Annotated in this window: 20 protein-coding genes; 5 read left to right on the forward strand and 15 right to left on the reverse strand. The window is 64.3% G+C overall.

The window, feature by feature from the left end; genetic code table 11:
- Positions 1 to 29 precede the first annotated feature (29 nt).
- The 7 genes from FAZ97_RS34355 to FAZ97_RS34385 all read right to left on the reverse strand — a co-directional run bounded on the left by FAZ97_RS34355 (position 30) and on the right by FAZ97_RS34385 (position 8,324).
- Positions 30 to 839, reverse strand: coding sequence for an ATP-binding cassette domain-containing protein (locus FAZ97_RS34355; protein ID WP_158763184.1), 810 nt, complete (start codon positions 837 to 839; stop codon positions 30 to 32).
- Positions 839 to 1,849: an ABC transporter permease gene (locus FAZ97_RS34360; protein ID WP_158763185.1), complete on the reverse strand. Its 1,011-nt coding sequence runs from the start codon at positions 1,847 to 1,849 to the stop codon at positions 839 to 841. The genes FAZ97_RS34355 and FAZ97_RS34360 overlap by 1 nt, the downstream gene beginning before the upstream one ends.
- A 27-nt stretch (positions 1,850 to 1,876) precedes the next feature.
- On the reverse strand, positions 1,877 to 2,980 hold the full coding sequence (locus FAZ97_RS34365) for a sugar ABC transporter substrate-binding protein (protein WP_158763405.1): 1,104 nt from the start codon (positions 2,978 to 2,980) through the stop codon (positions 1,877 to 1,879).
- Positions 2,981 to 3,236: 256 nt separating this feature from the next.
- Entirely contained in the window at positions 3,237 to 4,382 is a 1,146-nt protein-coding gene (yjfF, locus tag FAZ97_RS34370; RefSeq protein ID WP_158763186.1) for a galactofuranose ABC transporter, permease protein YjfF, read from the reverse strand.
- A gap of 33 nt (positions 4,383 to 4,415) precedes the next feature.
- Positions 4,416 to 5,453 carry an ABC transporter permease gene (locus FAZ97_RS34375; RefSeq protein WP_158763187.1) on the reverse strand — a complete coding sequence of 346 codons (1,038 nt, stop codon included), beginning with the start codon at positions 5,451 to 5,453 and terminating at the stop codon, positions 4,416 to 4,418.
- A complete protein-coding gene (locus FAZ97_RS34380; RefSeq protein ID WP_158763188.1) occupies positions 5,450 to 6,973 on the reverse strand; it encodes a sugar ABC transporter ATP-binding protein in 1,524 nt (507 codons plus the stop codon). The genes FAZ97_RS34375 and FAZ97_RS34380 overlap by 4 nt, the downstream gene beginning before the upstream one ends.
- A 382-nt stretch (positions 6,974 to 7,355) precedes the next feature.
- Positions 7,356 to 8,324 carry an ABC transporter substrate-binding protein gene (locus tag FAZ97_RS34385; protein WP_158763189.1) on the reverse strand — a complete coding sequence of 323 codons (969 nt, stop codon included), beginning with the start codon at positions 8,322 to 8,324 and terminating at the stop codon, positions 7,356 to 7,358.
- A gap of 268 nt (positions 8,325 to 8,592) precedes the next feature.
- On the opposite strand from FAZ97_RS34385, the gene FAZ97_RS34390 reads away from it, so the two are divergent.
- Positions 8,593 to 10,335, forward strand: a complete 1,743-nt coding sequence (locus tag FAZ97_RS34390; RefSeq protein WP_158763190.1) for an IlvD/Edd family dehydratase — start codon at positions 8,593 to 8,595, stop codon at positions 10,333 to 10,335.
- Between the two features lie 265 nt (positions 10,336 to 10,600).
- Complete coding sequence (locus FAZ97_RS34395) at positions 10,601 to 11,347, forward strand: peptidoglycan DD-metalloendopeptidase family protein (protein ID WP_158763191.1); 747 nt, start codon at positions 10,601 to 10,603, stop codon at positions 11,345 to 11,347.
- Between the two features lie 62 nt (positions 11,348 to 11,409).
- Here FAZ97_RS34395 and FAZ97_RS34400 read toward each other — a convergent pair whose 3' ends face one another.
- Positions 11,410 to 12,423: an NAD-dependent epimerase/dehydratase family protein gene (locus FAZ97_RS34400; RefSeq protein WP_158763192.1), complete on the reverse strand. Its 1,014-nt coding sequence runs from the start codon at positions 12,421 to 12,423 to the stop codon at positions 11,410 to 11,412.
- Positions 12,424 to 12,553: 130 nt separating this feature from the next.
- Here FAZ97_RS34400 and FAZ97_RS34405 point away from each other — a divergent pair, with 130 nt between their 5' ends.
- The gene (locus FAZ97_RS34405; RefSeq protein ID WP_158763193.1) at positions 12,554 to 13,456 is read left to right on the forward strand and encodes a LysR family transcriptional regulator; all 903 of its coding nucleotides are present in this window, start codon (positions 12,554 to 12,556) and stop codon (positions 13,454 to 13,456) included.
- 8 nt (positions 13,457 to 13,464) lie between these two features.
- On the opposite strand, the gene FAZ97_RS34410 is transcribed toward FAZ97_RS34405, so the two are convergent.
- A complete protein-coding gene (locus FAZ97_RS34410; RefSeq protein ID WP_158763406.1) occupies positions 13,465 to 14,388 on the reverse strand; it encodes a LysR family transcriptional regulator in 924 nt (307 codons plus the stop codon).
- 128 nt (positions 14,389 to 14,516) lie between these two features.
- On the opposite strand from FAZ97_RS34410, the gene FAZ97_RS34415 reads away from it, so the two are divergent.
- Entirely contained in the window at positions 14,517 to 15,287 is a 771-nt protein-coding gene (locus FAZ97_RS34415; RefSeq protein ID WP_158763194.1) for a transporter substrate-binding domain-containing protein, read from the forward strand.
- A gap of 47 nt (positions 15,288 to 15,334) precedes the next feature.
- Positions 15,335 to 16,453: a succinylglutamate desuccinylase/aspartoacylase family protein gene (locus tag FAZ97_RS34420; protein ID WP_158763195.1), complete on the forward strand. Its 1,119-nt coding sequence runs from the start codon at positions 15,335 to 15,337 to the stop codon at positions 16,451 to 16,453.
- 16 nt (positions 16,454 to 16,469) lie between these two features.
- Here FAZ97_RS34420 and FAZ97_RS34425 read toward each other — a convergent pair whose 3' ends face one another.
- The 6 genes from FAZ97_RS34425 to FAZ97_RS34450 form a co-directional block, all read right to left on the reverse strand.
- On the reverse strand, positions 16,470 to 17,705 hold the full coding sequence (locus FAZ97_RS34425; RefSeq protein WP_158763196.1) for a sensor histidine kinase: 1,236 nt from the start codon (positions 17,703 to 17,705) through the stop codon (positions 16,470 to 16,472).
- A gap of 5 nt (positions 17,706 to 17,710) precedes the next feature.
- Positions 17,711 to 17,914 carry a hypothetical protein gene (locus FAZ97_RS34430; RefSeq protein ID WP_158763197.1) on the reverse strand — a complete coding sequence of 68 codons (204 nt, stop codon included), beginning with the start codon at positions 17,912 to 17,914 and terminating at the stop codon, positions 17,711 to 17,713.
- Positions 17,915 to 18,026: 112 nt separating this feature from the next.
- Positions 18,027 to 19,361 (reverse strand): epoxide hydrolase family protein, encoded by a 1,335-nt coding sequence (locus FAZ97_RS34435; RefSeq protein ID WP_158763198.1) that lies wholly within the window; start codon positions 19,359 to 19,361, stop codon positions 18,027 to 18,029.
- Positions 19,362 to 19,506: 145 nt separating this feature from the next.
- The gene (locus FAZ97_RS34440) at positions 19,507 to 19,974 is read right to left on the reverse strand and encodes a MarR family winged helix-turn-helix transcriptional regulator (RefSeq protein WP_158763199.1); all 468 of its coding nucleotides are present in this window, start codon (positions 19,972 to 19,974) and stop codon (positions 19,507 to 19,509) included.
- 139 nt (positions 19,975 to 20,113) lie between these two features.
- The gene (locus FAZ97_RS34445; RefSeq protein ID WP_158763200.1) at positions 20,114 to 20,380 is read right to left on the reverse strand and encodes a hypothetical protein; all 267 of its coding nucleotides are present in this window, start codon (positions 20,378 to 20,380) and stop codon (positions 20,114 to 20,116) included.
- Positions 20,381 to 20,442: 62 nt separating this feature from the next.
- Positions 20,443 to 20,889, reverse strand: a complete 447-nt coding sequence (locus FAZ97_RS34450) for an Ohr family peroxiredoxin (RefSeq protein WP_158763201.1) — start codon at positions 20,887 to 20,889, stop codon at positions 20,443 to 20,445.
- Between the last annotated feature and the right edge of the window lie 163 nt (positions 20,890 to 21,052).

Here is a 21,052-nt window from a genome sequence, read left to right on the forward strand (position 1 = left end):
TCGGAGCGTCCCCCTGTTTGTAGGGCTTTTTACGCGCTGGTGGCGCGCATGGCCCGATATTCCCGCCGCACGATATCCATCAGTTCAGCCACCGATGTATTGGCGCTGTGCTGTTCGTATGTCACGCGGCCTCGCTGCATCAACATGATGCGATCCGCAATATCCAGCGTCTGCGCATAGTTGTGCATGATCATGATAATCGATAGGCCGCCTTTTTCCTTCAAACGCATGATCAGATCGATGATCAGACCCGCTTCCCGCGCCCCCATCGCAGCGAGCGGCTCGTCGAGCAAGAGGATTTTGGCGTTCGAATGCACGGCGCGCGCCACCGCGATAGCCTGGCGCTGGCCGCCCGAAAGCCGCTCCACAGGCAGGTCCACCGAGGGCACGTGCACGCCGATGTCGTCGAGCAGTTGCGCCGCGCGCGCACGCATCTGCTTGTGGTCGAGCAGTCTGAAGGGGCCGCGCCGCACGATCTCGCGGTTCAGGAACATGTTGTGATAAATGCTCAGCGAATTGGCGAGCGCGAGGTCCTGATAAACGCATTCGATGCCAAGCGAGCGCGCATGATCCACCGAGCGCAGCAGCGTTTCGGTGCCGTCGATCTGCAGCGTGCCGCTCGTCTGCTGGTGGAAACCCGTGAGGATTTTCACGAGCGTGGACTTGCCCGCGCCGTTGTCGCCGAGAATGCCGAGGATTTCGCCGCGGCCGAGTGTGAGCGAGACGCCGTCGAGCGCCGTGACCGCACCGAAGCGTTTGACGATGTTGTCGCCGCGCACGGCGAGCGGGGTGTCGGCCGTAGCGGCTGCGCCGCCAGGGGAGGCTTGCGATTCGTTCATCATCGGCTCCCTTTGCGGCGCAGGCGCCCAACGTGGATGTTGAAGACCATGGCCGCGAGAATCGCGGCGCCAAGAATGATGTTGAACGTGAACGCGTTGATGCCGATGAGCGTGAAGCCGTCGTTGAGAATGCCGAGCACCGCCGCGCCGATCAGGCCGCCCACGATCGTGCCGGAGCCGCCCGTGAGCGGCGTGCCGCCGATCACGGCCGAAGCCACGGCGAGGAACATGATCTGGTTGCCGCCGGCCTGCGGGTCGATTGAGGTGATGCGAAAGCCTTCCAGAATGCCGGTGAAGCCCGCGAGTACGGCGGCAATGATGAAGTTGCCAAGGCGCAGCCGGTTCACGTGAATACCGGCCTCGCTCGCGCCGATCGGATTCGCACCCGCCGCCTGCGTATGCAGGCCCCAGCGCGTGTGCCGCAACAGCACGTGCATGGCGAACGCGATCGCCACTGTCCAGAGAATCTCGCTATAGCCCCACGCGCCCATGAAGGCAGCGAACTCGGGCGAGCCCGGCGTTTGCACCGGCGTGCCGCGCGAGATCGTGAGCGTGATGCCGTTGATGAGGAAGAGCGTGCCAAGCGTGGTGACGAACGAGGGCAGCCGCAGCCATACGGTCACAGCCCCGTTCACGAAGCCGATGACGCCCGCGGCCACGAGCCCCGCAACCACCGCGAGCCACATGGGCGCGCCGGCGTCGTTGGCGAACACCATCATGAACGGCGCGAACGCGAACACCATGCCCGCCGAGAGGTCGATGTCGCCGCCGATCATCAGCATGATTTCGCCGAACGCGATGATCGCCACCGGCGCGATGAACTGCGAGAGGTTGACGAGACTCGCGTTGGTGAGCAGGAAATCGCGGTTGGAAAATTCGAAGTACGCCGCGAGGATCACCGCCACGAGCAAAATGCGCAGCTCGGGCGCCCACGCGGAGAGCCATTGCCCGCGCGGGCGGGCAGCCCGCGCGGAAACTTCAGCCTTGCCGGTTTCGTTCACAGAGTTCATTACGCGTAGGTCATTGCCCGTGGGTCGTTACGACTTGATGCCGCCGCTCATCGGCACGATTTGCGGCTTGGTGGTCTTGCCTTCGTAACGCGTCGAGGTGTTCAGGTACGGCTCGACGGTGTCCTTCGTCACGAACTTCAGGCCCGTGTTCGTATCGGCCGGACCGACCAGGCCGCCCGACGCGAGTGTCACGAACGCCTGCATGACCGTGTAGAAGCCCTGCACGTACGGCTGCTGGTCGATCGTGAAGTCGAGGAAGCCTTCGTGAATGAGCTGGACCGTGGTCGGCAGCAGGTCGAAGCCGCCGCCGTGCACGCCCTTCGCGGGCAGGTTCGACTCTTTCATCACCTGTGCCACGCCCTGGGTGCTGCCCGCGTCCACGGCGAACATGCCCTTCACGTCCTGGTGGCCGAGATAGAACGACTTGATCTTCGAAAGCTCTTCGTTGACGGTCGCCCCCGTGGCCACGGTCTGGATGTCGATCTTCTTGCCGGACTTCTTGATGGCGTCGCTCGCGCCGTCCAGACGCGGCTGGATGTTGAGCTGGCCGGGCGTGGCGATGAACAGCGCGACCATGCCGCTGTCGATGAGGCTCACGATGCGCTCGCCCATCTGGTAGCCCGAGAGATACAGGTCCTGGCCGATATACGCGAGACGCGGATTCTTCTTGCCGCGCGGCGCGTCGGCGTTATAGGCGAATACCGGAATGCCCGCGTCGAGCGCCGCCTGAATGGGCTTGTCGAAGGCGGTGGGGTCGACGATCGGCACCGCAATCGCGTCGGCCTTGGCCGCGATCGCCGAATTCACGGCGCGCACCATTTCGCCGGCGTCGGACGTGGCGGAGCCGGTCCACTGGTAGTCCATGTTGAGCAGCGAGCACGCGTCCTGAATGCCGTATTGCGTCGGCACGAAGAACGGATTCGTGGTGACGTGATTGACGAACACGATTTTCCACTTCTTGTGCGAGGGGAATCCCGATTCGGCCGCCTGCGCCGTGGAAATCAATCCGCCGCCGCCCACCGCGCCGAGCAGCGAAAGCGCCGCGCCCAGCCCCGCACCCTGCATCAGGCCGCGCCGGCCCGTGTCGATCAAGCTCTTGCCGTCTTTTGCGTCATCCCGATCCTGCGCCATGTCTTCCTCCGGTCTTGTCTTCGTGGTCGATGTAGTCGACTTTTCGTCGAAAAGCGTGCAGATACTGGCCAGTACCGGGGTTCGCGTGCGCATGGGGCTCGTTGAATCGAGTCGTCACGTGCGAGACATCCGCGGCGAACGCGTGTTCGCCGGGCGCCGACGGTACCGCAAAAATCTTAGTGCAGCGTGTTGAGGCCTCCTAATCCATGTATACCCGTAACTACTCCATAGGCCCGTAGTAACGATGACAAGCGGCTTACGCACCGCCTTTCGCTTCCTGCATGTGCGGCGGCGGGCTGGCGAGCTTGGCCTGGTCCATCGGTGTGGCGGTTTGCGTGCGCGGACGGGGCGTGTGCGGGGCACCGCGTCCCGTGCCGGTGGACTTGCGGCGGGCGGCATGGCGCTCGGTCGCGCGCTGCATGAGGCAGAACGCGCAGAGCAGCGCGCCGATCACGATGCGCGTCCACCAGGAACTGAGCGTGCCGTCGAAGGTAATGAGCGTCTGGATCGTGCCGAGTATGCCCACGCCGAACACCGAGCCGATCACGTAGCCTACGCCGCCTGTGAGCAGCGTGCCGCCAATCACTGTTGCGGCAATGGCGTCGAGCTCCATCCCTTGCGCCTGAAGCCCGTAGCCCGAGAGCACGTAGAGCGTAAACACCACACCGCCGAGCGCCGAGCAAAAGCCCGAGAGCGCATACACGCCGATCTTGGTGCGCGCGACCGGCAGGCCCATGAGCAGAGCGGAGCGCTCGTTGCCGCCGATCGCGTAGACGTTGCGCCCAAAGCGCGTGAAGTGCGCGATGACGATGCCGGCGATGAGCATGGCGATGGCCGTGAGCGAGCCCGTGGTGAGCGAGCCGCTGCCCACCGGGATGTTGAATTCGGAGAGCGCGTGAAAGCCGGGGTCGTTGATCTGGATGGATTCGGTGGTGATGAGAAAGCAGGTGCCGCGCGCGAGGAACATGCCCGCGAGCGTGATGATGAACGGCTGCAGCCGGAAGAAGTGGATCAGCGCGCCCATCGCCGCGCCGTAGAGCGCGCCGCAGAGCAACACGAGCGGCACGACCACGAGCACGGGCCAGTGCAGCTTTTCGGTGCCCACGGCGCAGAGGATCGTGGTGAGCGCGACCACGGCGCCCACCGAAAGATCGATGCCGCCCGAGATGATCACGAACGTCATGCCGATGGCGACGATGAGCAGGAACGCGTTGTCGACCAGCAGGCCGAAGGCCACCTGAAGCGAGAAGAACCCCGTGTACATGACCGACCCGAAGCCGAACAGCACGGCAAAGAGCACGACGGTCACGACAATGGGCAGCACGCGCGGATCGACGAAGCGGGTAGCGCCGCGCCGGCACGCCGCGAGCGTGTTCGATAAGGACAGGGCAGGGCGGTTCATGCTCGGCTTCCCCCGTATGGGTGCGCTTCGTGCTCAGGCGCGCGCGCGGCGTGCGAGAGCGATACGCTTGAGTTGTTGGAACGCGAAGGTGCGCGCGGCGGGCGACTGGACGAGGCACACGAGCAGCACGACCACGGCCTTCACGACGAGCGTGGCCTCGGGCGGCACGCCGATCGAATAGGTGGTGTAGGTGAGCGTCTGGATGATGAGCGCGCCGAGCACCGTGCCCGCCAGGCTGAAGCGCCCACCCAATAGCGAGGTGCCGCCGAGCGTCACGGCGAGAATGGCGTCGAGTTCGAGCAGCAGACCCGCGTTGTTGCCGTCGGCGCTGCGCACGTTCGAACTGATGAGAATGCCCGCAATCGCCGCGGTTACGCCGCAAAACGCGTACGCGCCGAACACCACGGCTTGCGACGACAAACCCGCAAGACGCGCGGCCACCGGATTCACGCCGATCGAGCGGATGAAGAGCCCGAGCGCCGTGCGGTTGACGATGAGCGCGGTCAGCACGGTCACGGCGAGCGCGATCCACACGGCACACGGTATGAGCGCGAAATAGCCGCCGCCCGCGAACAGGTAGCCAGGCGCGCCGATCGGGATGATCTGGCCGCCCGTGAGCAACTGCGCCACGCCGCGCCCCGCCACCATGAGAATGAGCGTGGCGATGATCGGCTGCATGCCGACGAACGCCACGAGCAGCCCATTCCAGATGCCTGCAAGCAGACCCACGGCGAGCGCCGCGCCGAACGCCATGCCCACGCGCGAAGGATCGGCGCTGAGCACGGTGGCGGCTGCCGCACCCGCAATCGCCACGACGGCGCCCACGGAAATGTCGATGCCGCGCGTGGCGATCACGAGCGTCATGCCGAGCGAGACCACGACGAGCGGCGCGGCGCGCATGAGGATGTCGATGGGCGCGCCGAACAGGTGGCCGCCCAGCATCGTGATCGAGAGGAAGCTGCCGCGATGCGCGACATCGACGACGAAAAGGGCGATGAGCGTCACCGCCGGCCACACGAGCGGATGCCGGATGACGAGCGAGAGCCAGGCGGGCAGAGCGGGGCGCGTCATCGACGGTCTCCGGCAATGAGGTCGTAGACTTCGTGCTCCGAGCGCGCCGCGCCCGAAAGCTCGGCCACCTTGCGCCGGTCGCGCAGCACGGCGATGCGGTCGCTCACGCGTACCACTTCGCTGATCTCCGACGAAATGAACAGAATGCCGAGGCCCTTTGCGCAAAGCGCGCGCACGCGGTCCATGATCTCGAACTTGGCGGCGACGTCGATGCCGCGCGTGGGTTCGTCGAGGATCAGCAAACGCGGCTTGGTGGCGAGCCAGCGCGCGAGCAGCACCTTTTGCTGATTGCCGCCTGAAAGCAGACCGATGGGCTGCTCGGCGTCGCGCGCCTTGATGCCGAGTTGCTCGATATATTCGTTGGCCAGTTCGCGCTGGCGCGAGCGCCGGATCATGCGCCACCAGCCCAGTTGCGCCTGCAGCGCGAGCACGATGTTCTCGCGAATCGACAGATCGGCGACGATGCCTTCCTTCTTGCGGTCCTCGGGGCAATAGGCCATGCCGTGACGCACGGCGTCGCGCGGCGAGGAAAGCTTCACGGCTTTCCCGTTGATGTGCACCGTGCCCGCGTCCGCCTTGTCAGCGCCAAAAAGCAGGCGCGCGGTTTCGGTGCGGCCCGAGCCGAGCAAGCCAGCCAGGCCCAGAATCTGGCCCGGCTGCACTTCGAGATCGAGCGGATTGAGCACGCCGCGGCGCGCCACGCCTTGCGCGGCGAGATAGGGTTCGGCATTCGTCGCAGCCGTTTCGCTGTGCGCGACTTCGGCGTGCGTGAGACGCTCGCCTGCGTTCTGCAGGCCCACCATCTTCGCGACAAGCGTTTGCACCGGCAAATCGGCCGCGAGATATTCGCCTTCGCGTTCGCCGTTGCGCATCACCGTGATGCGATCGGAAATGGCGTAGGTCTGTTCCAGAAAGTGCGTGACGAACAGAATCGCAATGCCCGACGCTTTCAGCTTGCGCAATACGTCGAAGAGGCGCGCGACTTCGCCTTCGTCGAGGCTGGAAGTCGGTTCGTCGAGTATCAGAATGCGCGCATCGACTGACACCGCGCGCGCGATCGCCACCATCTGCTGCATCGCGATCGGATAGGTGTCGAGCGACTGCGTAACGTCGAGCGAGAGGTTCAATTCCGCGAGCGCTTCTTCCGCGCGGCGATGAATCGTTTTCCAGTCGATCAGCCCGAGGCCGCGCTTGCGTGGCTGGCGGCCCGCGAAAATGTTCTCCGCAACCGAAAGGTTCGGGCAGAGATTGACTTCCTGGTAGAGCGTCTGAATGCCGGCGGCCTCCGCCATCTGCGGGGTCGGGAAGTGCACCGCCTGGCCCGCGAGACGTATCTCGCCCGCCTCGGGCTGGTGCACGCCGGTCAGCACGTTGATGAGCGTGGACTTGCCAGCGCCGTTCTGCCCCATCAGCGTATGAATTTCGCCGGGGTACAGACGAAAATCGACCCGGTCGAGCGCGCGCACGCCGGGGAAGGTTCGGGTAAGACCGACGGTTTCGAGTATCGGGGAAACGCTCATGGGCAACCGTGAAAGAGGCTAGGGCCTGTTCACATGAATAACGGGCTTGCGAACGTACCTTGCCGGTTGCAGTGCAAGGAGCACGGAGCGCCGTTTGGGCGAGCCAAACAAGCGACGCGCGACGCCGCAATGCGGCCGGCAAGGTACGTTCCCCAAGCTAACAATTTCTTTCCAGGGGCTGGCCGCCAGAAGGGCCGATCGCTGCGTCATACTCCTCACGAATACGTCAAGTATTCGCTTCGTCGCAATCCTTGCGCTCGGCCCTTCTGGCGGCCAGCGCAAGCCCGTTATTCATGTGAACAGGCCCTCGAGCGCGCGGGGCGCCTCGTGAATCCCTTAAATACTAAGGGCTACGAAGCACACCGCGCCGCTTGCACCGAGTTTAGTACTTGCGCGACGGCAGCACCTGCGCCGCCACGTCCATCGGGAACACCGTTTCGTTCGTCACGATGCGCTTGGGCAACTGCTTGCCCGCGACCACATCCTTCACGGCGCTCATGAGCTGCGGCCCGAGCAGCGGGCTGCACTCGACGTCAACATTCATCTTGCCGGCGATCATCGCCTCGAAGCCGCCCTTGGTGGCGTCGAACGACACGACGCTGATGTCCTTGCCCGGCTTCATCCCGGCTTCTTCCATGGCCTGGATCGCACCGAGCGCCATGTCGTCGTTATGCGCGTAGACCACGTTGATCTTGTTGCCATACGTCTTCGCGAACGCTTCCATGACCTGCTTGCCGCCAGCCAGCGTGAAGTCGCCGCTTTGCGACGCGATGATCTTGAACTTCGGATCGTTCTTGATCACTTCCATTAGGCCCGAGTGACGGTCGTTGGCTGGCGCGGAACCCACAGTGCCCTGCAGCTCGACGATATTGATCGGGCCGGGGTTGTCCTTGTAGTGATCCTCAAGCCACTTGCCCGCGCGGCGGCCTTCTTCCATGAAGTCCGAACCGATCATCGTCACGTAGAGCGACTGGTCCTTCACGTCGATGTTGCGGTCCGTGAGAATCACGGGAATCTTGGCGCGCTTGGCTTCCTGCAGCACCGGCTCCCAGCCCGATTCCACCACGGGCGAGAACGCGATCACGTCCACCTTCTGGGCGATATACGAGCGGATCGCCTTGATCTGGTTTTCCTGCTTCTGCTGGGCGTCCGAGAACTTGAGGTTGATGCCGGCGTCTTTCGCGGCCTGTTTGACTGACACCGTGTTCGCCGTGCGCCAGGCGCTTTCCGCGCCGACCTGCGCAAAACCTAGCGTGATCTGCTTGTCTTCGGCGTGTGCAACGCCCGCCGCCAACGAGAAAGCGGCCGCTGCAGCGACCAGCCCGCTTACCATGCGTGTTGCCAGTTTCATGCGTGTCTCCGATGTAGCTCTGCGCGTTGTATTTCTTTAATTCATGGCGCTACACCCGCGTCCATCACGGCCGGACAGTATCACGAGAAGTATCGCGCCATCCCTGGCCTCCGGTTATATCCTTTCGGAATACCGTTGACCGCCCCTGCTGACCACAATAGACAAACTATATGCAACGTCAGGAACGGTTTCGATTAGCGTTTTCCCGATAAGCCTGACTCATATAGTCATGCTATTTATTGGACTTTCTCACTAAGTGGGCAAAGCCATGAACACCCGTAAGCCCAAGCTCCGCTCGGCCGCGTGGTTCGGCACCACGGACAAAAACGGCTTCATGTACCGGAGCTGGATGAAGAACCAGGGAATCCCGGATCACGAGTTCGCCGGTAAGCCGATTATCGGCATTTGCAATACGTGGTCGGAACTCACGCCCTGTAACGCGCATTTTCGAAAACTTGCCGAGCACGTCAAGCGAGGCATTTACGAAGCCGGCGGATTTCCTGTCGAGTTTCCCGTGTTCTCGAACGGCGAGTCGAACCTGCGGCCCACGGCCATGTTCACGCGCAACCTCGCTTCGATGGATGTTGAGGAATCCATACGAGGCAATCCCGTCGATGCGGTCGTGCTGCTCGTGGGCTGCGACAAGACCACGCCCGCCTTGCTGATGGGCGCGGCGAGCTGCGACGTGCCAGCCATTGCCGTGACGGGCGGCCCGATGCTCAACGGCAAGCATGAAGGGCGCGATATCGGCTCGGGCACTGTGGTGTGGCAACTGAGCGAACAGGTGAAGGCGGGCAAGATCTCGATTCACGAGTTCATGTCGGCGGAGTCGGGCATGTCGCGTTCGGCGGGCACCTGCAACACCATGGGCACCGCTTCGACCATGGCCTGCATGGCCGAAGCATTGGGCGTCACGCTGCCGCACAACGCCGCGATTCCAGCTGTGGATGCGCGCCGCTACGTGCTCGCGCATATGTCGGGCATGCGCATCGTGGAGATGGCGCTTGAGGACTTGCGTCTCTCGAAGCTGCTCACGCGCGAGGCGTTCGAGAACGCGATTCGCACGAACGCGGCCATTGGCGGCTCGACGAATGCGGCGATCCACCTGAAGGCGATCGCGGGGCGCATCGGCGTGCCGCTCGAACTCGACGACTGGACGCGCATTGGCCGCGGCACGCCGACCATCGTCGATCTGCAGCCTTCGGGCCGCTTCCTGATGGAGGAGTTCTATTACGCCGGTGGTTTGCCGGCCGTATTGCGGCGCCTCGGCGAAGCGAATCTGCTGCCGCATCCCGACGCGCTCACGGCCAACGGCAAAACGCTCTGGGAAAACGTGCGCGAGGCGCCCATCCACAACGCCGAAGTCATCCGCCCGCTCGACAATCCGCTCGTGCAGGACGGCGCGCTGTGCGTACTGCGCGGCAATCTCGCGCCGAACGGCGCGGTGCTGAAACCTTCGGCGGCTACGCAGAAGCTGTTGAAGCATCGCGGGCCCGCCGTCGTGTTCGAGAACTTCGACGACTACAAAGCGCGCATCGCCGACCCCGAACTCGACGTCACGGCCGATTCCGTGCTCGTCATGAAGAACTGCGGGCCCAAGGGTTATCCGGGCATGGCCGAGGTGGGCAACATGGGCCTGCCGCCCAAGCTGCTCGCGCAGGGCGTGACCGACATGGTGCGCGTGTCGGACGCGCGCATGAGCGGCACGGCGTATGGGACGGTGGTGCTGCACGTTGCCCCCGAAGCGCGCGCGGGCGGCCCGCTCGCGATCGTGCGCGATGGCGACTGGATCGAACTGGACTGCGAAAAGGGCGTGCTGCGCGTGGATATCGGCGACGAGGCCATCGCTGCGCGGCTAAAGGAATGGGCCGCGAACCAGCAGCCCATCCCCGCCGATCGCAGCGGCTATCGCAAGCTCTATGTCGAGCACGTGCTGCAGGCCGACGAAGGCTGCGATTTCGACTTCCTGGTGGGCTGCCGCGGCGCGGACGTGCCGAGCCATTCGCATTGAATTTTCCCGTGCGGAACCCGCGTCGCGGAAGGCGCGGGTTCCCGTCTTCTCAACGAAAATTAAAGATTCGGCGAATCTTCTTCGGCGTTTTCTTACCTTCGTATTCCTGATTGTTTAGGATTTTGCGCAACGTTTGATCGTGTACACGCAAACGTTTGTTATGCGTCATATGCGGCGGTCAACGCGAAAACATGGGTCGCGTTAAGCGGATGCCAGCCGGCGGGCTGGCGCCAGTGACCCATTCAGCCATTCGCGGAGATTCGCCATGAAACAACGATGCACGCCCACCCGCCTTCGCGTCTGGCGATGGCGCGCCAGTGCGGCGGGCGCACTCGTCACCGTGGGACTGCTTTCGGGCTGCGTTGCCCAAAAGCCGTTCAACATGCCCAGTTATGAAGCCGGAACATGCGTGAGCGCCGCCGCCGGCTACTACTGCGTGCAACCCGGCGATTCGCTCGACTCGATCGCCGCTTCGTTCGGGCGGCGGCCCGGCGAGATCGCGCAATGGAACGCCATGGAGTCGGCTTCCAGCGTGCGTGCAGGGCAGATGCTGCGCGTGGGGCCGCCGTCGGGCGTCGCGAGCATCCGGGCCGCGCCGGCGCTCGCGGCCGCGCGGCCCGAGAGCGCCGAAAACCGCTTCGTCTGGCCGGCCGCTGGCACCGTGGTGCGCGAGTTCGGCGCGCAAGGTTCGCGCGGCATCGAGATTGCGGGCCGTCCCGGGGCGCCGGTCAAGGCCGTGGATGGCGGCCGGATCATCTACGCGGGCAACAAGCTCAAGCAATATGGCCTCATGGTCATCGTGAAGCACGACGACCACTTCGTCACCGCGTATGGCAACAACCGCCGGCTCATGGTGGCCGAAGGCGCCAGCGTGCCGCGCGGCACGACCATCGCCGAAATGGGAGTGGGCCGCGACGGCCAGCCGCTGCTGCAGTTCGAGATGCGCGAGGACGGCCGCCCCGTGGATCCGCTTGCGTATTTGCCGCCGGGGTCGGGACCGGTCACGCCTTGACGATAGTCTTTCAAGTGATTCGGAATCCGTAACGAATGGCGTAACGCGCAAAAGCCTCACCGTCAGGCCGCTTTTGGCGCACGCTCATCGACGCCGAGGCAGTTCAGGCCCAGGAGGGTGGCCTCGACGGCTTCGTCGAGCGGCGTATGCGGCTCGCGTCCGAGTACCTTCACGAGCCGAGCGTTGTCGAGTTGCAACGGCTCGCGCCACAAATAGCGCATCTCCATCAGTTCACGCAGCGTCGTCACGAACGGCGAGATGACGCGCACGAAGGCCCAGGCGAAGGGCTTGCTTTGCGGCGCGAGGCCGTGATGCCGGGCGACACGGCAAATCGCTTCGACGATCTGCGAGCCGTCGGCGTCCCAATGGCCGGCCATGTGGAACGTCGCGAACGCGGGCAGCGTGTCGCGCCGTTCGATCAGTTCGAGCATCGTGCGAGCGACGTCGGGCACGTACGACCAGGCGTGACCCACGCCGCGCGTGCCCGGCTGGCGCACGACCTGCACCGGCGCGCCACGCTCCACGAGCCCTTGCGCAAACCAGCTATTGCCCACGCGCGGCCCGAAAAAATCCCCCGCACGCACGACGATCGAGCGCACGCCACGCTCGCTGGCAGCCCGCATGCGCCGCTCCAGTTCCACGCGAATCGCGCCCTTGCGCGTGAGCGGCTGTTGCGGCGAGTCCTCGCGCAGCAACGGGAAGGTGTCGGGTCCGAAGTTATAGACCGTGCCCGGCAGCACGACGGTCGCGCCCGTGGCTTGCGCTGCGGCGAGCGTGTTGTCGATCATCGGCAGCACGACCTGCGCCCAGCGCCGGTAGCCGGGAGGATTCACGGCGTGGACGATCACCGCGCAACCCTGCGCCGCGCGGACCACCGCTTCGCGCGAGAGCACGTCGCCGTCGAGCCATTCGATGGCGTTCGCCGCAATTGCAGCCGTGGCCGGCGCGCCGCCACGCCGCAGCGCGCGGACTTGCCAGCCGGCGTCGAGCAACTGGCGCGCGACTTCGCTGCCGATTCCGCCGTTTGCGCCAAGCACGAGCGCGCGGTTCGGTCGATTGATGGGACTGGCGTTCATGCCGGTTCTCCTTGCGGGTGAGCTGTCATGAAGGGCATTCTGCGTCGCTTGCTATCAATAGAAAATTGCCGAAAACAGACGATAGGCTATACATGTATGTATAGATTGCGATCTGAACTGGGAGCCGAACATGGCCGAGAAGGAACCGAACTGGGAGTGGTACCGGAGTTTTCTTCAAGTCCTGGAGAGCGGCTCGTTGTCGGCGGCGGCTCGCGCGCTGGGCATCACGCAGCCCACCGTCGGGCGCCACATCGAAAGTCTGGAGGCGGCGCTGGGACTCACGCTGTTTACCCGTTCGTCAGACGGGTTCGCGCCAACCGCGGCGGCCAATGAACTGAGGCCATACGCTGTCGGCATTGCGATGACCACGGCCGCGTTGCGGCGCGCGGCCAGCAGTCATGGATCAGGCGTGCGCGGTACGGTGCGGCTGACGGCGAGCGAAATCATCGGTGTCGAGGTCCTGCCGCCGATCCTGGCAGCCCTGCGTCACGAATACCCGGAACTGTCGATTGAACTGGTGCTATCGAACAAAGCGGACGACTTGCTCCGTCGTGAAGCGGACATTGCGATACGCATGTTCCGGCCCGTGCAGGAGGCGCTGGTCGCCAAACGGATTGGCGCGATCGAAGTCGGCTTGCACGCCCACGAACGCTATCTGGCGCTTCATGGTGCGCCGAAGTCGATGAAGGAGCTCGCGCGCCATACGATCATCGGTTTCGATCAGGAGAATGCGTTCATTCGCTCGCTCCAAACCCGGTTCGCGGCATACAACCGCAACAGCTTTGCCTTTCGGGCCGACAGCGACCTTGCCCAGTTGGCCGCCATACGGGCGGGATTCGGTATCGGCGGGTGCCAGGTACCCCTGGCGGCAAGAGACCCGAAGCTGGTCCGCGTGCTACGCGAAGAGTTCTCGCTGACGCTGGATACGTGGCTGGCCATGCATGAGGATTTGCGCACGAGCGCGCGCTGCACCGTGACATTTGCGGCGCTGGCGTCGGGGCTGGAGGCTTATATCAAAGGACAAGGCGCGTAACGGCCTTTTCAACGCGGCAAGCGACCCGCGCGCGCATAAGAAGCCAGCATCGTCGCGAGTTCCTGTGCGGCAGGCGTGAGCGGCACGGCCGCGCGCTGCAGCAGACAAACCTGCTGCGCCGCCGGCCGCTCGGCGATCTTGATGCGCGCGAGCCGCTCGGCAAACGGCCCGCGCGTGGCGACCACCGAAGACTCCAGCGCGAGGCAATCCGTCTCGCTGACCCAATGCAGCGTTTCGAAGAGCCCCTCCACCGTCGCGACGATGCGCGGCGGCGGCAATCCGTGGTCGGTGAAGAATGTCGTCAGCCGGCTCGAGGCGAAGGCGTCCGCGATATTTGGCGAGCGCGTCGCGAGCCAGTCGCAGTGCGTGAGCGCGCGCAGCGAGCGCGCCCCTGCCTTCGGATGGTCGCGGCGGCAGACGACCACCGGGTCCGACGGGTAAAGCTCCGTCACCGAAAGATCGGTCGTATCGGTCTGGTCCGAAACGAGCGCGAGCGCGAAGTCGAGCGTGCCTTCGCGAATCCACGAAATCATCATGCGCGACGTGCCCGTGCGCAGACGCAGCGCCACGCGCGGAAACCGCGTGCTGTACTGGCCGAGCACCGGCACGAGCGCGTCCATGAGCGGGTCGGTCGTGAGGCCGAACGCCACTTCGCCCGCGTAGTCGCCGCGCAGTTGCTGAGCTTCTTCGCTCGCGCGCTCGCACTCGCCGAGAATCGACGCCGCCCGCACCAGCAGGCGCTGCCCGAGCACCGTGAGCGTCACGCCGCGATTCGTGCGCGTGAGCAGCGCGCCGCCCAGTTCGGCTTCGAGATTCTGCAGTTGCTGTGTCACGCCGCTTTGCGCCACGCCGAGCGCGCGCGAGGCCGCCCGCACACTGCCACGCTGGGCGACGGCGACGAACACGCGCAACTGGGAAAGCGTGAGACTCATGGATCCGCCGTGATCGGTAAAGATGATCATGATAGACGAATCCGGACTTTTCCCGAACGCAGCGGCGTCCTACTATCGGACGCTCAGGAGACTCCCCACTTTCCGCCGCCGTTCACCGTGCGCTCACCATGAAAAAAATCCCGTCGATCCTGCTTTCCCTTGCACTGGCCTTGAGCAGCAGTGCTTTCGCGCGCGAGGGCGACACCGTGCGCCTCGGCATTGATCCGACCTATCCGCCCATGGATGCCAAGGCGCCCGACGGCTCGCTCAAAGGGTTCGACGTCGATCTCGGCAACGAGATCTGCCGCCGCATTCACGCGCATTGCCAGTGGGTCGAGCTGGAGTTCTCGGGCATGATCCCGGCGCTGCAGGCGCGCAAGATCGACGCGATCATGTCGTCGATGGCGATCACCGCGAAGCGCGAGCAGCAAATCCTCTTCACATCGAAGCTGTTCCAGTTCAAGTCGCGGCTCGTCGCGCGCAAGGGCGCCTCGTTCGGCGCCACCGCGCAGTCGCTGGCCGGCAAGTCGGTGGGCGTGCAGTCGGGCACGCAGTTCGAGACGTATGCGCTCGCGAACTGGGCGCCGGCGGGCGTGCATGTGGTCACCTACAAGAGCCAGGAGGAAGTGTTCGCCGACCTCGTCAACGGGCGGCTCGACGCCGCGTTGCTAGGCTATGTCGAAGCCGACTACGGCTTCCTGCGCACGCCGCAGGGCAACGGCTTCGCGTTTGCCGGCGGCCCGATTGCGATGGGCGACCGCGGCACGGGGATCGGCATGCGCAAGGACGAAACCGCGCTTGCCGCGCAGATGAACGACGCGATTGCCGGCATGCTGAAAGACGGCACCTATGCGCAGATCGCGCACCGCTATTTCGACTTCGATCCGTACGGAAACTGAGCCGCCACACACTTTGCCGCACACTCGTTTGAAACCGCATTGAACCCATGAACCAGCAATCGATTCCGCTTTTGAGCGCCACGCCGGGCACGCACCGCGAACTGACCAGTTTCCATTTCGGCCCCGCCGACGCGCGCCAGAAAATCTACATCCAGGCGTCGCTTCACGCCGACGAAACGCCCGCCATGCTGACGGCGGTGTTGTTGCGCGCGCAACTGGCTGAACTCGAGGCGCAAGGCGCGTTCGCCGCGCAAGTGGTGCTCGTGCCGCTCGCCAATCCCGTAGGCTTGAATCAGCACGTGCTTGGCCAGTTCATCGGCCGCTTCGACCTTGCGAGCGGCAAGAACTTCAACCGCCATTTCCACGCGTTTCCCAAGCTGCTCGCACGCGCGAAAGAGACGCTCGGCGCGGACGTCGATCGCAACCGCGAGCTGATCCGGCAACTGATGCGCGAAGCGCTGGACGCGCAGGCGCCGCTCACGGAATTCGATTCGCTCCAGTTGGCGCTCCTGAAGCTTTCGTACGACGCCGATCTCATCATCGACCTGCATTGCTCGCTCGAAGCCGTTATGCACGTGTACACGAGCGAGGCCGGCTGGCCCGATGTCGAGCCGCTCGCCCGCTACCTCGGCTCGCGCGCGCAGTTGCTGGCGACCGACTCCGGCGCACAGGCTTTCGACGAGGCGCATAGCCTGCTGTGGTGGCAACTGCGTCAACAGATGCCAGCCACGCAGCCTGTGCCGGCCGGTCCCACTGCGGTGACGATCGAGTGCCGCGGCCAGCGCGACGTGTCGTGGGAAAGCGCGCAGCAGGACGCCGATGCGCTGATCGATTACCTGCGCTGGCGCGGCGCGCTCGTCGGCGGCGATGTGAAACCGCTGCCTGAGCTGCTGATGCCGGCCACGCCGCTCGCCGGCAGCGCGCAATTCTATGCGCCGCGCAGCGGCATTCTCGTGCACCGCGCGAAGATCGGCGACTGGATACGCGAAAACGACCCGCTCTTCGATATCGTCGACCCGATGACGGGTGAGACGGTGACGGTGAAGAGTACGGCGGAAGGCGTGTTCTATATGCGAAGGGCGATTCGCTTCGTCACGGCCGGCGCGCCGCTCGGCCGCGTGACGGGCACGCGGCCGATACGCAGCGGCGTGCTGCTCGGCGCTTGAGGCGAGGGGACTCCCGTCAGGCTTGACGGGTTTTCTCCATCGGCACGATCATGCGCACCCAGAGGCCGCCCTCGGGATGATTGCCGATCTTGAGCTTCGCATTGCACAGGCGCGCAAGGCGTCGGACGATCGACAGCCCCATGCCCCAGTGCGAATCGAGCCCGAGGCTTGCCGCGCGCGAGGCGAGCGCCGGCGACGCCAGCGTACCGCCCTCGGGCAGGCTCGCGCCGGTGCCTTCGCCGTGATCCCGCACGCTCAAGGTCCACGTGCGCGGCCCTCGCGCCGTGCAGATTTCGATGGGCGGTTTGCCGTGCGCCTGCGCGTTGCCGACGAGATTGTCGACGAGCCGCCCGAGCGCTGCGCGCGGCAGCGCGAACGCCTCGCCGGCGTCCAGCCGCAGCACGATGCTCGCGTCCGCGTTCGCGCCGTACACGAATCGATCCTTTAGATACGCGTCCACGTTCACTGGCGCATGATTCGCGCCGCCCTGGCCGGCCGTGTCGACGAACTGCCGCGCGAGATCCTGAAAGAGATCGATGTCCTCGACGAGGGCCACGCGCAGATTCCAGCGCGTGACGTTCATGGCATAAGCGCGCAAGCGCGCAACCCGCGATTCGATCTGCCGCAGGAAAGCGGCGAACATGGCCGACTGGTCTTCGACCGTACCGCTGCGGCGGCACAGCAGATCGCCGATTGCGCGGGCGAGGCCATGCAGATTGCGCGGGGTGTCCACGCGCGCGGGTGGTGGCTCGGTGCCGCTCGCCGCGCTGCGCAGGGTGGCAATCATGGCGAGCAGGTCGTGGCGTACCGTTCGTAGCCACCAGGCACGCAGCGCAAGCAGAACAACGCAGAGCACCACCATGTGCGCCGCCAATCGCACATCGACCCAGCGGGTGACCGTCTTCAGGCACGTGACGCCGGACGAACAGGCTTCGCGCAGATAAGCGTCGTTCGATGACGCCCCTGCATGCGGTGCCCAGATCGCATCGCGCAGATGAGGCGCCACGTGGGCCCCGAGGTCGACGGCTGCCGGTCTGATGGACACCAACGGGGCAATCCCCTGGACGCTCGCGCCTTGCGCGGCCAGTTCCAGTTGCAGTTCGGCTTCCTGCTGCTGGGCGGCGGCCGACGGGGAAGACGGATCGAATGCCGTCTCGCCGAAACTCAACGGCGAATCCACATCGAGATATCGAAAACCGGCCTGCACCAGCATCAACGACGCAATCCATAACAGGAAAATGCGGGCAAACAAGACAATCACCTTTCTTTTTTTGACATCGAAGTTTGGCTTGCGCCTGCGGGCGCACGTTTGAAATAGCCGCAAATCTGACTATGACCGGTATTTTCCACGAAGCGCGAGCGCTTCGATTCGTGGAAAAGCGCTGGAATATGCGCCGTTTTTCCCGTTGAGCCGGGCTGATCGCGCAAGCTGAGCAGTATTTGGGAACGGATTGCGTGCATGTGGCGGTCCGACACACGGTGCTTGCGGCGCATGCAGCTGGTGGCGGCGTGAGCGTTCGGAGTCCTTGATAAAGTCGCCGGACTCCCGAAAGCTCACGCGTGCGCTGGTTCGTCACGCCGGCTGGCGCAGCGTCCTGAATGTTGCGCGAACTTCCTCCGTGAACGCGGCGGGCTGCTCCCACGCTGCGAAATGGCCGCCTTTCGGAAGACGGTTGTAGTGAATCAGCTTGGGGTAGGCGCGTTCCGTCCAGCTCCTTGGCGCGGCGTAGATTTCGTCCGGGAAGACGCTCACGCCAACGGGCAGCTCCACATGCTTGGGCTCGAAAAAGTTGAGCTTGTTTTCCCAATACAGGCGCGCGGAGGACACCGCCGTCTTCGTCAACCAATAGAGCGTGACGTTGTCGAGCACATCATCCTTCGTCAGGCCTTCGGGCTGGCCCTGGAACACGCGCGCGATCAGCGCCTGACCGCGGGCATCGTGGTCGAGCATCCATGCCGCGAGGCCCACTGGCGAATCCTGGACGCCGTAGAGCGTTTGCGGGCGGTTCGCCATTTCGAGCGCGTAGCCCAGGCCATGCTTGTAGAAGTCATCGAGCTGGTCGTACGCGTGCTGTTCCTCCGGCGAAAGTCCGGCAGGGGGCGGCGTGCCGTCCTTGAGCGATTTGGCGATGGCGTCGGGCACGGTCGCGGGCATGTTGGTGTGAATGCCGACGAGTCCCGCAGGCTTGAGCAGCGCCAGCTGTTCTGTCACGGCATTGCCCCAGTCGCCGCCCTGTGCTGCATAGCGCTGGTAGCCGAGCCGGTCCATCAGCACAGCCCAGGCGCGAGCAACGCGCTGGGGGTCCCAGCCGGTCTTCGTTGGCTTGCCTGAAAAGCCGTAGCCAGGAAGCGAAGGAATGACGACATGGAATGCATCGGACGCACTTCCACCATGAGCGGTCGGATTGGTGAACGGTTCGATGATCTTCAACTGCTCGATGATCGAGCCAGGCCAGCCGTGTGTGACGATGATCGGCAGCGCGTTCTCGTGCTTCGAGCGCACATGGATGAAGTGAATGTCGAGCCCGTCGATTTCCGTGACGTATTGCGGCAATGCGTTGAGTCTCGCTTCCACTTTGCGCCAGTTGTAGTCGTTGGCCCAGTAACTGGCGAGCCTTTGCATGGTGGCGAGCTGCACGCCTTGCGAAGCATCGTCGACGGTTTCGCGCTCCGGCCATTGCGTCGCGACGATACGGCGCCGCAGATCGGTCAGCGCTGCTTCCGGAATCTGCACGCGAAGCGGGCGAATGGAAGACGGATCGCCGGCGGCGATCTGCGTAATTCCGCTTGCCGCCGGCTTCGATTCTGCGAAAGCGAACCGGCTGATTGCGACACCTGCAGCCAGCGTGGCGGCCGCGCCGATGAAACGCCGGCGCGAAAGCGGGGCGGGATGAAGATCGTTTGGCATACTAGTTCCTGATAGAGTGGGTGTACCGTGGTGGGCAGGAAACATCAGGCGTGCGCATCCACCTCGGCAACCAAGGTATGCGTCGTATTCCTAACTATTCGTGCCAGAAACCGGCCTGCAAAAACTCCGCGCGCCGGTGCGGCGGCTATTCGGTGTCGAGTGAACGAATCAGATTGGCACGCAGGGCCACGATCGCCTTCTGCAGCTTCATGAAGTCGTCGGGACCCAGTCCGGTTGCTTCGGTGAGATCCGCGATCTTCAAGCTCTTTTCGCGCAGCTTGCGTCCGCTGGCGGTCAGGTTCACACGCACCTGGCGCTCATCTTCCGGATCGCGCCGCCGTTGCACATATCCCATCGCTTCGAGCTTTTTCAACATGGGCGTGAGGGTGTTGGATTCGAGAAACAGCTTCTCACCCAGGCCGCTCACCGTCTGGTTGTCCTGCTCCCAGAGCGCGATGATCGCGATGTACTGCGGATAGGTCAGCCCGAGTTCGTCCAGGATCGGCTTGTACGCCTTGCCGAAGGCCAGATTGGTCGAGTACACGGCGAAGCAAAGATAGTCTGCGAGCGGCGCGGGCTTGGCGCCCGGCGCCGCGTGATCCGTCGATTTCATGGTCATCCTCTTCAGACGAAGGCCTCAATGGCTCGCAAACGTGAATAAATCGCTTGCGATTATATCGTAGGCCGACACCGGTTTCGCCGTCCATCGCCATTGCGATACCCGGCGAAACAGCCACAACGCGGTGGCGCAATCAATGGTGGGCGAAAAGGCTGTTTCGCTCCATCGAGACGCGGCTGCCCGCGTCCGAGGCGACATCGGCCATGCCGCCGTACGCGGCTGCGTTGCCGCCTTCGACGCGCTCTGCGGCGAGCGTTTGCACGCTCTGGCCGCGTTGCGAGGCCGGCGCGCCGACTTCGGGACGATAAGCCGGGGCCGGACCGTAGCCGCTGGCGAATGCGGGGGCGGCTGCACTAGCCGAGAGGACGACGAGAAGCGTGGCGATGAGTCGGGTTTTCATGATGGTGTCTCGCTAAGGGAAGTTCAGTGGGTTGGGGTGAACGTGTTCATTGCGTTTGCCGCTCACGCGGTCACGACCTTCAGGTTCACGTCGATGTTGCCGTGCACGGCCTTCGAGTACGGGCAGATTTGATGGGCGCTGCGCGCGATGGCCTCCGCCACGTTTTGCTCGACGCCCGGCAGCGTGACCGTGAAGTGCGCGCCGAGGAACCAGGCGGCGCCGGTCTGGCCGATATCGACCTGGATGTCCACCGCGGCGTTGGCCGGCAAGGTGACCTTCTTCAGCGAGGCCGCGATGCCGAGTGCGGAGATGTAGCAGGCGGACCACGCGCCCGCGAACAGCTGTTCGGCGCGCGGATGCGGTTCGGTGCCGACGATGTCGAGCGTTTCGCCGCTTGAGGACGTGAGGGCGAGGTCGACCACGCCGAATTCGCCGCGTTGTGCCGCGGGGTCGTGATTGACGGTGGTGTGGGTGTTGCCCGAGAACAGCACTTTGTCGATCGTTGCCATGATGCTTTCCTTAATAAAATCAGCGGTTTGGTGTTATGCGTCGCGTAAGATCGAATCGCATGCGATGCATAATGGACGAGAAGTTTCACCGTGTCAAGCGCATAAGATTAAATCGCATACGATTTATATGGGGCGGCTTCGGCAGGGCAATCGTGCGCCGGGA

The sequence above is a fragment of the Paraburkholderia acidiphila genome (assembly GCF_009789655.1).
In the GTDB taxonomy this organism is placed as follows: domain Bacteria; phylum Pseudomonadota; class Gammaproteobacteria; order Burkholderiales; family Burkholderiaceae; genus Paraburkholderia; species Paraburkholderia acidiphila.